This window comes from Spirochaetales bacterium, assembly GCA_016930085.1.
Lineage (GTDB): Bacteria > Spirochaetota > Spirochaetia > SZUA-6 > JAFGRV01 > JAFGHO01.
This window is the reverse complement of record JAFGHO010000008.1, coordinates 166,320-179,749: the sequence shown is the minus strand read 5'-3', so window position 1 is coordinate 179,749 and position 13,430 is coordinate 166,320. Positions and strand designations below refer to the sequence as shown.

13 protein-coding genes are annotated in these 13,430 nt (G+C 43.5%); 1 reads left to right on the top strand and 12 read right to left on the bottom strand.

Going from position 1 to position 13,430, the window contains the following annotated elements:
- Positions 1–2: 2 nt before the first annotated feature.
- The 7 genes from tpx to JW881_01255 all read right to left on the bottom strand — a co-directional run bounded on the left by tpx (position 3) and on the right by JW881_01255 (position 6,357).
- Positions 3–848: a thiol peroxidase gene (tpx, locus tag JW881_01285; GenBank protein MBN1696119.1), complete on the bottom strand. Its 846-nt coding sequence runs from the start codon at positions 846–848 to the stop codon at positions 3–5.
- A 6-nt stretch (positions 849–854) separates the two neighbouring features.
- The gene (locus tag JW881_01280; protein ID MBN1696118.1) at positions 855–1,871 is read right to left on the bottom strand and encodes a dihydroorotate dehydrogenase-like protein; all 1,017 of its coding nucleotides are present in this window, start codon (positions 1,869–1,871) and stop codon (positions 855–857) included.
- Between the two features lie 152 nt (positions 1,872–2,023).
- Positions 2,024–2,452 (bottom strand): hypothetical protein, encoded by a 429-nt coding sequence (locus JW881_01275; GenBank protein ID MBN1696117.1) that lies wholly within the window; start codon positions 2,450–2,452, stop codon positions 2,024–2,026.
- A 131-nt stretch (positions 2,453–2,583) separates the two neighbouring features.
- On the bottom strand, positions 2,584–4,449 hold the full coding sequence (gene ftsH / locus JW881_01270) for an ATP-dependent zinc metalloprotease FtsH (GenBank protein ID MBN1696116.1): 1,866 nt from the start codon (positions 4,447–4,449) through the stop codon (positions 2,584–2,586).
- A 52-nt stretch (positions 4,450–4,501) separates the two neighbouring features.
- Positions 4,502–5,128 (bottom strand): diadenylate cyclase, encoded by a 627-nt coding sequence (locus JW881_01265; protein ID MBN1696115.1) that lies wholly within the window; start codon positions 5,126–5,128, stop codon positions 4,502–4,504.
- A 105-nt stretch (positions 5,129–5,233) separates the two neighbouring features.
- On the bottom strand, positions 5,234–5,569 hold the full coding sequence (locus JW881_01260; protein ID MBN1696114.1) for a hypothetical protein: 336 nt from the start codon (positions 5,567–5,569) through the stop codon (positions 5,234–5,236).
- Between the two features lie 122 nt (positions 5,570–5,691).
- Positions 5,692–6,357: a hypothetical protein gene (locus JW881_01255; protein MBN1696113.1), complete on the bottom strand. Its 666-nt coding sequence runs from the start codon at positions 6,355–6,357 to the stop codon at positions 5,692–5,694.
- A gap of 216 nt (positions 6,358–6,573) precedes the next feature.
- Here JW881_01255 and ptsP point away from each other — a divergent pair, with 216 nt between their 5' ends.
- Positions 6,574–8,766 (top strand): phosphoenolpyruvate--protein phosphotransferase, encoded by a 2,193-nt coding sequence (gene ptsP / locus JW881_01250; protein ID MBN1696112.1) that lies wholly within the window; start codon positions 6,574–6,576, stop codon positions 8,764–8,766.
- Here ptsP and JW881_01245 read toward each other — a convergent pair whose 3' ends face one another.
- The 5 genes from JW881_01245 to JW881_01225 form a co-directional block, all read right to left on the bottom strand.
- Positions 8,767–9,828 carry a mechanosensitive ion channel family protein gene (locus JW881_01245; GenBank protein MBN1696111.1) on the bottom strand — a complete coding sequence of 354 codons (1,062 nt, stop codon included), beginning with the start codon at positions 9,826–9,828 and terminating at the stop codon, positions 8,767–8,769.
- A 111-nt stretch (positions 9,829–9,939) separates the two neighbouring features.
- Entirely contained in the window at positions 9,940–10,122 is a 183-nt protein-coding gene (locus tag JW881_01240) for a rubredoxin (protein ID MBN1696110.1), read from the bottom strand.
- 268 nt (positions 10,123–10,390) lie between these two features.
- Complete coding sequence (locus tag JW881_01235; GenBank protein MBN1696109.1) at positions 10,391–10,798, bottom strand: response regulator; 408 nt, start codon at positions 10,796–10,798, stop codon at positions 10,391–10,393.
- Positions 10,795–12,723, bottom strand: a complete 1,929-nt coding sequence (locus JW881_01230) for a PAS domain-containing protein (GenBank protein MBN1696108.1) — start codon at positions 12,721–12,723, stop codon at positions 10,795–10,797. Before JW881_01230 ends, JW881_01235 begins: the two co-directional genes overlap by 4 nt.
- The gene (locus JW881_01225) at positions 12,720–13,418 is read right to left on the bottom strand and encodes a response regulator (protein MBN1696107.1); all 699 of its coding nucleotides are present in this window, start codon (positions 13,416–13,418) and stop codon (positions 12,720–12,722) included. The genes JW881_01230 and JW881_01225 overlap by 4 nt, the downstream gene beginning before the upstream one ends.
- Positions 13,419–13,430: the final 12 nt, after the last annotated feature.

The following is a 13,430-nucleotide window of genomic DNA, read 5'->3' as shown; positions in this document are numbered from 1 at the left end:
CGCTATAACATGAGTCCGTCAATCATTGAGGCCATCACAAAATCATTGACGGAAAGACCGTTTACGGCACGGGTTGAAAACGAAACGACGAGTCTGTCATAGGTGAGTTTCATTTCGGGATAGTGGCCCTGTTCTTCCGCGATAACGGCAACAAGATCGAAAAAATATTTTGCCTCCGTAAAATCACGAAATTCGAAGGTTTTCATTATCCGTCGATGCTCGAGCGTCCATCCGTCGATCTCTTTCATGTATCGTTCGATACTACTCTCGTCGAGAAGAGAAATATCGATACCCTTCGGAATGCATGAATAAGGCATCGATTTTAAAAAGGGAATTGAGGGCTGCGAGAGTATCCCTTCAAGTTCGCCGAACCACAATCCGTAATCCGGTGTTTCTGCCGCTTTATCGAGAATATCCAGGTATCGGATATTATTGTTTTTATCAAGAACGACAACAGCCCCGGCTAAAAGATGTATTTCCTTGATTAGAAGACCGTAATTTATTCCGAACGAATTATACCGGTAATCGGAAAAAAGTTTCATATGTTCTATCACGTTCTCCCGGCAGAAACGCTTTTGCGTGAACGGGAGATCGAGGCTGATCCCGATCACCGCCACATCGCAGGGCATCCGCGCGGACCTCTTTTCGAATTCCAAAACCTGCTTTCCACATACCTCCTCATCGATTGATAGAAACGACGTCAGTATCTTGATTTTCCCGTTAAAATCCAGAAGCCGTATCTCATCGAGGTCGTTTGTCGTGAGTATAAACTCAGGTGCCCTCATGTTTTTTCTGATCGTTCGCCCGACAAGGTTGACGGATTTATCACGGAATTGTACGGTTTTCATTTATATTCACAGTACCTTTTTCATCAGGGATTCGCTGTTCTGCATGAGCATCCTGATATATTGCGTTCGTTTGTATATCCACGTATCTTTTATCCCGAGTCTTTCCCTGCTCATTTTTCCTCTGAAATCATCGATGCATCCGTATCCTTTTTTATCCATCCATGAAGCTATCCCGTCGATTATCGACGACAGATGCCCGATCCCGTTTCTAAAAAGGGTACTGACGACCTGGACCGCACCGCTTCCCGCGAGCAACACCCTGATTGCGTCATCGGCGTCGGTAATACCGTTGCTGCTGCAAATCGTCCCGGTCACGTTGCCGTAAAGAAGGCCGGCATAGCGAAGCGAGAGGAGGGCATCCTCCTTACGGCTGAAGTTGAACGGAAATATAATGTCTTCCTTGTCGATGTCGATGGAAGACTGAAAATGACGGTTGAAAAGAACGAATCCATCGATGCCGATTTCTTCACACCTGGTGATGAAATTGGCGACATTCGTGTAATACGGACTCAATTTCACACTGACCGGCACACTGACCGCCTCCCTTATTTTTTTCAATATCGCTATTTGTTCATCTTCGATGTTATCCGAAGCCTCGAGATGATAGACGGGTGAGGTATACAAATTGATTTCGAGTCCGTCGACGCCCGTTTGTTCGAGAAGCCCGGAATATGCTACCCACGTTTTTTCCTGTACCGCGTTCAGACTGGCAATGACCGGAATACCGACCGTCTCTTTGGTTTTTCTCACCCAATAGAGATGGTTTTCCGGTCCGCTTTTTTTGATATCCGGGAATATCGTGATCATCTCAGCGTGCCAGTCGTCGTATTTATGAAGATCTCGCTGTTGTTGTAAAGATTCCAGGTTGACTTCTTCCTCGAACAGCGATTTACACACCAAAGCCCCCGCCCCCGCGTCCTCGATTTTTTTAATCGTATCCATGTGCGCAGTCAAACCGGAAGCGCCCGCTATGACAGGATTTTTCAATGGTATCCCCATATAGGAAATCGATAGATCTGCCATTTTTTTCTCTCCTTTTCCGTGTATGGCTTTGCAAACATTTCCCATACACGTCATTGTCCATGACGGGATCTTCCGTATTGTCATGTGGTCCCGTCACAGCCGGTGGGTTACCTTTTTCGGTATCACGTCACCGGTTTTTTTATGAATCCGGATTAAAGCGTCGTCTCGGATTTCCAGTAACCGTGGACATTGCAATACTCGATGACGGTCACCGTACCCGAAACATCGTCTTTAAAATGAACACCCAAAGCGGGCATGAGGTTGTCGGGATACATGATATATCTCGAAGCGAAATTCCCGTTGACATAGACATCGATCCAGTTGATCCAGTGCTCCTTTTTCATGGGATGGGTCGTCTCCCCTATTTTGATATTGATGTCCTTGCACCCGTCGAGAAGCCCGCACGTATTGCTGACCGCGAGTACGGGAAGATGTTTTTCGTGTCCTTCCTTGTCGGGGGGTGCGATTGCTTCATTTTTTTGAGTAAACCCGGATCCCGGTGTTTTACAGACGGGACACGCATCCGGCGCGCCGCCGAATGAAATGTGTCCGCAAGTTTTGCAGATGAATAAATTCTCCATATATGTTCTCCTTTTTTATGAAATGTAATATATGAACAACGCTACACGAATCGATCGTTTCTTTCATTGTCCTAAAGTATGATTTACATGATATTTTTCCGGATAACCATATCGTATGGTACGCTCTCCCTTTATGATGTACCGATTATATTTTTTATTTCCTCTCCCTGTATCTCTTCTTTCGCAAGAAGCCGGTCGACGATACTGTCGAGTTGTGAAGCATGTTCTTTTATGATGAGGACGGATCGTTCATAACATTGTGATAGAATTTGAATGATTTCTTCGTCGATGAGTTTGTTGCTTTCTTCACTGAAATCTCTTCTGTGCGCTATCTCTTCCCCGAGAAAAACCTGCTGCCGCTGACTGCCGAACGATATGTTTGAAAACTTTTCGCCCATTCCCCAGTCGAGGATCATTTTTCTCACAAGCTTCTGCGCCTCTTTCAAATCGTTTTCCGCACCGCTCGTCATCGTATGTAATTTTACGTCTTCTGCCGCGCGTCCGCCCATCAATACGCTGATTCGCTGGAGGATGTATGATTTTTTCAACAGATATTTGTCGCCTTCCTGCATCTGCTGTGTGACTCCCATGGAAAAATCCCGGGGAATGATGGAGACCTTATAAACAGGCTCCGTTTCCGGCAATAGTTCAGCAACCAGCGCGTGACCGGCTTCATGATAGGCGACCATTCTGCGTTCCTCTTCCGTGAGGATGATGCTTTTCCGTTCGAGACCCAGGACGATTTTATCTTTCGCCTCATTCAGATCCGATTGTTCGATTTTATGTTTGTTTTTTCTCGCGGCGATAAGGGCTCCTTCATTGAGGAGATTTTCAAGATCGGCGCCGCTGAATCCGGGGGTGCTTTGCGCCACGGCCCGGAGGTTGATATCGCTGCCGGCAGGTTTGTTTTTAATGTGTATCTTCAGGATCGCTTCGCGATCTTTCAGCGCCGGTAATCCGACGGTGACTCTGCGGTCGAAGCGTCCGGGTCTTAAAAGCGCCGGATCCAGAACATCCGGCCTGTTTGTCGCTGCGAGGATGATCGTCTTTTCATCCTTTTCGAATCCGTCGATTTCGGACAACATCTGGTTCAGGGTCTGTTCCCGTTCATCATGGCCGCCGCCCAGTCCCGTACCACGGCGTCTGCCGATAGAATCGAGTTCGTCGATAAAGATGATGCTGGGGGCGGCTTTTTTCGCTTCGTTGAACAGATCGCGGACGCGCGAAGCGCCGACCCCGACGAACATCTCGACGAAATCCGAACCGGAAATACTGAAAAACGGAACATTCGATTCGGATGCGACGGCCCGTGCGATCAGTGTCTTTCCCGTTCCAGGCGGCCCGACAAGCAGCACTCCTTTAGGCGATTTCGCCCCGAGTTTGCTGTATTTTGAAGGATTTTTAAGAAAGTCGACAACCTCCTGCAATTCCGCGATGACCCCCTCGAGACCAGCGATATCGCCGAAGGTCGTTTTGGTTTTTTCCCGTTTGTACAGTTTCGCCTTGCTTTTTCCGACCTGAAATATGCTTTGTCCCTGTTCACGCATGGTTTTTGAAGCCCTGAAAAAAATCCAGAATATGATGGCGAAAGGCAGTAAATTGAGAATAATTCCGAACAATGACGGTCCTCCCGATGGCTGTGTCGTAATGGCGACGTTATTGTCTTTCAACGTGGACAATGTCGATTCATTGATATAATACGGAACATATGTCTTGAAATATGACGTCCCTTCTTCGACGGGATTTTTAAATTTTCCGGAAATTTCCTCGCCTTTGATGTTTATCGATTCTATATTTCCTTTGTCGAGTTCTCTTAAGAATACCGAATAATCTATTTGACCGGTTTGTCCCAATTGAATCACAAAGGTAAAAATCCAGGGAATGAGAAAAATAAGGGTAATAAAAATGATAAACCGGTAGGGTTTCAGTTTGTGCATAAAGGAATTATTATGCGGCTGTTTGTTTTCACCGTTTTTATTATCAGTTTTATTATCCATCTATCCGTCTGTCTCCTTCCATTTCAAGAGGGCAAAGTTTTTACGCATCGAATTAATGTATATCATCGGTTATATTTTTCCCGACCATTTTTTTTATTTCCCTGTCTTTTCGTATTTTCCTCGCGCGCTGTATAAGCCATAACTCGGGAAGTATTTCAGAAATCAGTCTTCCTTCTATGAATATTCTTACCACCGAACTTTCGGACACGACCACGGCTATTGAAGCGGTTGCCTGTGTAATCGAGGCCGCAGCAAGGTGACGGCTTCCGAGACCAAGCGGAATCCTGATATTTTTGAAATCTGTTGAAATATAACGAGTCGCGGATATGAAAATGCCTTTATCCGAAATGACGAATGCGCCGTCAAGTTGGGCGAGTTCCTTGACTGTCTCGCGGAAATTGATATTATCGAGTGTTTTGATTTTATCGGAATGACCTTTCAGCGGATCGAGGATGAGGGTTTTCGATCGTTTCATGACTTTTTTTTCGTCTCCGATAACAAACAACGTCCCGATTTTTCTACCCTCTCTCCCTTCCCGTGAAATTTCTATGGCAAGGATTATAAGTCGTTTCAGAATATCTTTCGGTATATTGCCATTGATGGAACGGCATTTATCGAGTACATCGGAAATAATTCCATCCGAATGGTATCGTGTATTGACAATTTTATTCGTATCCACAATTCCACCGTCTGAGTAAAAGAAAAAATATCATCACCTTGCTGCATACCTCATCACCATGATTTTTCATATCCTGTTTTCTTAAATGGAACGCTTTTCGATTCGTTACCCGTCTCCCTTTTCGTGTTCTTCTTTCAATCGTGAAAGTGTTTCCTCCTTTTTGTTGATCAGGTCTTCCTTTGTCCGGATATCCGTGAGTATTTTTTGGACGTCGTCCGCCTCGTCCAGTATTTTCAGCTTTTTTTCACTGTACATCGCGTAGATTTCACTCCCCAATACCGGCATCAGATTCTCCACTTCCTTTTCGAGTTTTTTTATCTCGTATTCAAGGATACCTTTTTCACCGAGCTCTTTCGCTTTCTCCGCCGCATCGGTCAACAAACTCGATGCGTTTTCATATCCCTTGGCGATGGTTTGTTTCATTCTTTCGACAAAACTCATGATAAACCTCCTTATCGATTAATTAAATGAAATGTATATAATATATCTTATTCCATAGTTGAAACGAAAAGCATTGGATTTATTCCGTTTTCTGCTTATCTTTATCTCTATATATCCCTTTCTCATTTCCCGGCGCTTTTTACCAGTTCTTTCGGAAGCTTGATATACACTTTCCGTGTTTCCCATCTGATCGAATCGATCCATCGAATACTGACCTCTATATCCTCACCGGGGAAAATATTTCCTGTGTTCAAAACGAAAAAATCAATCTCCCAGTTATTACGGTTGATGATGATATCACTGATGTGTCCCAATCCCCCGGTTTTCGTCTCCACGTGATAGCCGCATACTTCATCCATGCTTCGTAAATACGTTTCCTCGTCCGTTATATTTTCAGCCGGCTGAGATTTTGAGATGTTTCTGAGTCCGGCGGGAAGTCCCCCCATTCCCCATGTACTGTAACCCGTCCAGTAAAATCCTGTTTGATAATACCGCGATATTTCAATTTCCTTCAATCGGGAAAGCGGTTTCGCCGTATCGATATCCGGTGAATTTTCAACCTGATCTTTCGTCAAATCGACCTTTATATCCTTTTTGTCGTTATCGATGCCGTCGACGAAAATCGGGGACAACAAAACGAGATTCTTGAGAATCAAACCTCCCGTGTTGACGACAATGTATCGAACGGTCCATATATGTTCGTCGAAATAGAAATCGCTAACCTTGCCGATTTCTCCCTCATGAGTCAGGATCCTGTAATTTGATAACTCTTTTAATGATGTGTACATATTGGCCACCCCTTTCATTTTAATTATAGCATATCAGACGATACTATTGAATTGACACCGGTAAAATCATTTTTCTGTTGATGTCATTCCTCATTATGAGAAACCTTGTGCGAGGCCGTACGGATTTTAGTGAAAAAGGATAGTAAAAAGAAGAGAGAGAGTGTTTTTAAAAGGTAAAAAGTGATTTATATAAGTATAATGCCGGTTAACAATAGAGTGAACGATAAAACTGCACAGAATGTTACAAGTTCCAGGAAGGATATATATTCGTCGTCGAATCTCTATTCCGATATCGAGAGGGAAATCGAGCGGGCTAAACGATACGGAAGAAAGTTCACGCTCATCATCGTCGATATCGATCAATTCAAATATTTCAATGAGTGTTACGGTCACGCCGCAGGCGATACCGCCCTTACCGGGGTAGGGGAGTCGATCGGTTCGAATATCAGAAGCACAGATACGCTGTATCGATACGGCGGAGATGAGTTCGTCATTCTGCTGCCTGAAACAAACAATACCGAAGCTAAGAGTATCGCTTTCAAAGTAAGGGATATACTTGCGAAAAAGACAATAAGCGATTATTCGATTAATGAACGGATCACATTAAGTATGGGGATCTCCACTTTCGGTGATCATGGCGTTGAAACTCATAAAAAGTTGTTACAGTCGGCGGATAAAGCGTTGTACAAGGCGAAGAAAACGGGGAAAAACAGAATATTCATCTATCGGGGGAAACATATCGAGGAGGCACGGCAAAAGGTTTTACCTTTCGAAAAAAAGAGAAAGCGCATGGTCTTTACGGGACGGCCGATAGTGAAAGGAACAACCCGGGGTATTCTTTTCAAATACAAGGATTTCATAAAAAGAGAAGTGGACATATATTCGATCAATGATTCTGATCTTGATAACGAATTACAGCGTATCAGAGAAGCGGTCGAGAATGTATATGACGATCTGGATCGGCTTCAAAATGTTCTGGATAAAAAAATCGATAAAAAACATTCGGATATAATCACCGCTCACAAACTTATCCTGAAGGACCGTGAGCTTCTTGAAAAAATAGAAAACGAGTTGAAGAAAAAACGAATCAACAGCGAGGCGGTAATAAAAAGTATTTTCATAAATCTCGAAAACAAATTCAATTCATTTTCAACGCCGAGTTTCAAGTCGAAGGGGAAAGATTTCGCGGACGTCGGCAATAAACTGCTTAGAAAACTCATGCATATCAATACTCACCATTTAAAACACGTGCCGAAAAACAGTATTATATTCGCCGAACGCATACTGCCCACCGACATTATCCATATCGACAGAACCAAATTGAATGGAATCATTTCCATAGAAGGAAGCGAATATTCCCACGCAGGTATTCTCGCAAGGGCGTTCAATATTCCGTATGTGACTCATATCAACGCAAGCTACGGCGATCTGTCTGACAAATCGGAAATCATACTAAACGGCGATACGGGAAAGATTATCGTCAACCCGAATGAGAATGACAGGAATAAATTTCTTGAAAAAAGCAAATCGGTTAAAATCGAGAATATTGAAAAGAAATACAAAGGGGATTTATTGTTGCGTAAAGACAACGAATTGATAAAAATCAAAGCGAATATCGAAACGAAAGAAGATATCGAACTTGTCGCGAAATACCGTCCGGCCGCGATCGGATTGACCCGCCTTGAATATATCTATTTGATGCATTCACAAAAACCGACCCGGGATGAATTGTATGACAGATTATATTCGATGTTCGAACCCGTCAAATCGATTCCGATCACAATCCGTCTGCTCGATATCGGTGGTGACAAATCGCTGCCGTATATAAATTCCGGAAAGACCGATCATAGAAAAATGGGAATCATGGGAGTCCGATTTCTCCTCGAACACCCGGATTTACTTGAAGATCAGATCGAAGCGTGTTTTTTACTGAGTGAACATTTTACCGTCAATGTTCTTGTTCCCATGGTGACGATTCCGGATGATGTCGGAAGGGTAAGAGACATAAAAGACAGGATAATGAAAAATAAAAAGAAAATATTCCGGTATGATTTCAAGCTCGGGGCCATGATCGAAGTACCTTCCGCGGTCTTTCTCCTCGATAAAATCCTCGACTGTATCGACTTTGTCAGTATCGGAACAAATGATTTGATACAGTACATAATGGCCGCCGACAGGGAAGAGAACAAGGTATCTGGTTATTTCAGAAAGGGAAACGATATCGCCATCGATATAATCAAACGGATTGTCGATAAAACGCGCGAAACGGGTATCGAATGCGATGTGTGCGGTGAACTGGCGGGAAATACCGCCTATACGAAACGCCTGCTTAAAGCGGGGCTGCGTAATTTTAGTGTACAGCCGCGAACCATTCCAAAATTAAGAAAAAAAATAGACGACATCATTTGATTATTGACCTGTTTTGTTCTGCCTGTCCATATACACCTGCATTGTAGGAAACGCGAATGAGATCTCATTCTCCCTGAAACGTTCGTTGATTTTGAAATTGATATCCTGCTGGATATCCATATAGAGATTGTAATCCGCGCTGTATATGTAATACACAACGACGAATTCGAGAAAATAATCGGCGTAACTCGAAAAATGCGCGCGGTCGAACCTTGTGTTTTGAGTGTTTTCGATTATTTCCCGTATCATGACCGGAATTTTTTTCAGTTTTTCAAGGGGCGTCCCGTATTCAACACCGAATTTGAACTCGACCCGCCGTTCCTGCATTCGTTTGTAATTCTTGATCCTCGATTTCATGAGATCCGAGTTCGAAAGAATGATCTGTTCCCCCCATAGACTCCGGATTCTCGTCGATTTGAGACCGACATGTTCGACCACCCCGAGCAGATTGTCGAAGATAATAAAATCGCCGATCTCGAAAGGGCGGTCGATGATAATCGTGAAGTAATTGAAAATGTCTCCGAGTACCGATTGTGAAGCAATCGCGACGGCGATGCCCCCGACGCCCAGCCCCGCTATAAGCCCTGAAATATCGAAACCGATATTGTCCATCAGGAACAAAGCACCGACGATCCAGATAAAAATCGTCACGGCGGGGAAGACCACCTTGATGGTATTATTCGTATCGCCGTTTTCCTCTTTTTTCTTCCAATAGGTCTTGATAATATGTTTGACGGTCGAGATCAGCGCCTTGACAAGAAAAAAAGAAAAGATCACTTTCCCGCTTGTCGCCAAAAAAGTGTTGACGGGAGATGGAAGGGTAAGGTTCTGCAGCGAAATCCAGAAACACCAGAAATATACAAGCGGAAAAATATTTTTATGAACCTGCCCGATGATGAATTCGGTGTTGCTCATATTCTTTTCTTTCGCCCATTTTCTCAGGCGTCTGACAACGATCATCTGAAGAATAATCACGAAGAAAACAAGCGAGAAAAGAATGATTACGGTAATACCGATAGAAAGAAGCGTGTTCCCCAATATTTGTATCTCAAGAAAATTCATTGTGTTGTTTCCTTTTCCTTAACGAAAGTATCCCATATATATCACAACGGTAATAAATACATCGATCGTCATTTTCACCGCGACATTCGTTTTTTTTCCGTTATTTCGATGCTATTTTTGTTTGCCCGAATTTTTATGCACGTGAACGGCAATGAAACAATTTTTTCTCGAACCGCATTGCGGACATCGCCAGTCTTCAGGAAGATCTTCAAACGAATTATGATTATTATTTCCTTCTTCCATTTCATCTTCCCGATAAACGTAATCGCATACACTGCATTGGTAAACAATCATAATAAAAAAGCTCCACCCATACCCGCCATCTCTTTCATTTATCTTCGGAAACAACGGGAGATTGTTAAAATTATTGTGATGCATTCAAGCACCTGATGCTATATTACTACAATGCATGTGGTTTTCCATTTACCTCAATCCGGTTAATATTAATCAAATTCATGATTTCGTCTATCGCCGGCATGATTGCAGTAAAAACGCTTTTTCCAATCGGCATTCAACACTCGCCGTTTCACAAATACCGTAAATACAGGGTGTAATGAGGATTTCATTTTTCACCGGCGCACCCTCCCGCCAGCGTATTCAGTGTCGATATCAACACTTCCGTTCGAAACGGTTTGTTGATGACGGCATCCGCGTATTCCAGGAGTTTCCCTTTCATGGAAGCCTCGTCGTTTATGTATTTCGAAATCTTTTCATTGAGCGGCATTCCGGTAAGCACGATAATTTTTATCCGAATATCGGACGATTTGAGCCACTCGAGAATTTCGAATCCGTTCATACCGGGAATTTTGATATCCAGTATCAGAAAATCGTAATGATTTTCGATTAATTCCCGTTTTCCTTCCAGGCCGTTCTGTTTGTGATTGACATCATAACCTTCGTCCTCGAATGATTCCGCAAGAACTTCGCACAGATCGAGATCGTCTTCGATAATAAGGAGTCTGTTATTCACTTTAGATCTCTCTCTCCGGGAAGAGAAAGATGGACGACAGTACCCCTGTCTTTTTCGCTTTCAATCTCGATCGAACCCCTATGCAGGTTGAGAAGTTCCCTGCAGATGGTAAGGCCCAGCCCCGTCCCCCTTGATTTGCTGGTAAAAAATGGTTCAAAAATTTTATCGAGAACTTCTTTTGCGATTCCCTGTCCGTTGTCCCGGATGTCGATGTACAGGATCGATTTTTCAGTGTACCCCTTTATATCGATGATACCAGAATTGTCGGGGAACGCCTGAAAGGCATTGTTCAGGATATTGAGAAAGACTTCGCGCATCTGAAACGGGTCTATTTCGACGGTTATATCCTTAAATGTATCGAAATCACGATTCACCTTGATGTCCGGATTCATGTACTGGCTTTCAATATCGTTGATGCATTCGTCGAGAAAATTGTAAAAATGGATATTTTTCCACTGCGGCTGTTTGATCCGCGAATAATTCAAAAGGTTGTTGATGATTTTTTCACTTTCATCGATTTTTCGTTCGATCCGTTCCATGTGTTTCATTAATTTTTCGTCTGAATATTTCCTTTTGATATTGTAGACGGTGCCCTGGATTACCCCGAGGGGGCTGCGCAATTCATGGGCGACCGTTGTCGCGAGTGCCCCGATATCGGAGAGGCGTTTTGACTCCCCGAGTTCGGCTTCTGTTTTCTTTCTTGCCGTCACATCCAGGAGAATGAGGATCAGCGCGGTTACCTCGTTATTTTCATCCATGATGGGATTGAGACTCCAGTCCCAATAGGTAAAGCCCTCCTCCGGTTTCTGCGGATAGGAAAAAGGTTTCGCGTAGGTGATATACGATTCACCGCTTTGAAGAACGGATCTGAAAATAGCCTCGTTTTCCGAGTGGGGATACAGGTCGAAATGGTTTTTACCGATAAAAAAACTCTCGTCCCTGCCGTCGGACTCCGCGTATGCCTTGTTGACCCGTATAAAATTGAAATCGGTATCTAAAAGTGCGATCAAAAATTGCGTGTTGGCGAAAAGCTTATCGATGATTTCGCTTTGCTGGTGCAGTTTATTGTTTTTTATTTCAAGATCCGATGTTTTCTTGATTAACTCGACACTGATTCTGTCCAGGTCGTTGAGAAGTTCCTTCCTGTCCTTTTTTAATGCTTTTTCCCGTTCTTTACTGTAGGTGATATCGTGGAATATCTTGAGTTTCGATATGCTGCCGTCCGCGTTATAGATAGGGGTTTCGATCAGATCATAGGTTTTCCCGCTGTCGGGATCGTACCATTCCCACCGTATCGTCTTCCCGTTGAGCACGTCGGGATTCTTGCACCAGGGACATTGTTTTTTTCGTCCATAAAGATATTCGTAACATTTTTTGCCGCCCGGACTTCCAAGTCTGTTGACGAGGGCAGGATTCGCGTATTCGACCGTAAAGTTTTCATTACAAATATAGATGCCGTCTTCGATAGAATCGAGAATGTTCATGAACCATTTCCGTTCATTAATATAGGATACCTCTTTTTCCCTGTCCCGTGTTATATCGTGCCATATACAGATGACACCCGCTATTACGTCTCCGGTTTTTACCGGGGAGGCGGAACAGCTGCATGTCCTTGTTTCTCCTTTCGCGTTCGTGAAGGTATAGATGATTTCCCTGACAACTTCGCCCCGTAACGCACGCTTGGAAATAATATCGTCGATTCCCGTTTTTCTCCCGTCATCCAGTGTGGAAGAAACCTTCTCGGTAATATCGATACTGCTCCAACCTTTTGGATCGAAACCCAGGGAATCGACGGCCGCTTTGTTTGTTTGTATAACGATGCTTTTTCTGTCATAAACGAGGATCGGTTCGGTAATGGCATCGAAGAAAGCGCCGAGTTCGTTCATGTTATTGAGATACAAACGTTCGACAGGGGTCGTTATCATGCTTTTTTTTCTCTCAACCGGTATTCGGTCGGTGTGCATTTTTTGAGTTTTTTAAAAATTCTGACGAATGATTCGACATTCTGATACCCAATTTTATACGATATTTCATTGATATTGAGGTCTGAATTATCGAGAAGTTCCATGGCTTTGTCCATACGCAGTTTGAGTTTGTATTCATTGAACCCGATCCCGACATTGTCCTTGAAAATACGGGAAACATATTTCGGACTCAGGTACACGATATCGGAGGCTTCCTGCAGACTGATTTCCTTGTGATAATTTTTTTCGACAAAGAATTTAAGCTTATCGATAATGCCGTCGACCTGTTCGTTTTTGGCCGAAAGCAGTCTGTCGATCGTATCGAGTGTTTTTTCGACATTGAGGGGTTTTTCCAGGTAATCGTCGGCGTGGCCTCGAAGCGATTCCAGCATCGTGTCCTTTTTACTGTAGCCGGTGAGCATGACGATAAAAACATCGGGGTTTATCTCTTTTATTCGTTTCAGGACTTCCGTTCCCTGAAGACCCGGCATTTTTATATCCAGGACGATCAAGTCGATGATATTCGGTTCTTTCATTCTTTGAATGGCTTCTTCGCCGTTCGTTGCTTCGACAACATCGTAGTCTTCCTCGAGGATTTCTCTGAAGACGGTGCGGAAGTCTTTATCGTCATCGACAATCATTATTTTATACGGCATGATAAAAAAAAT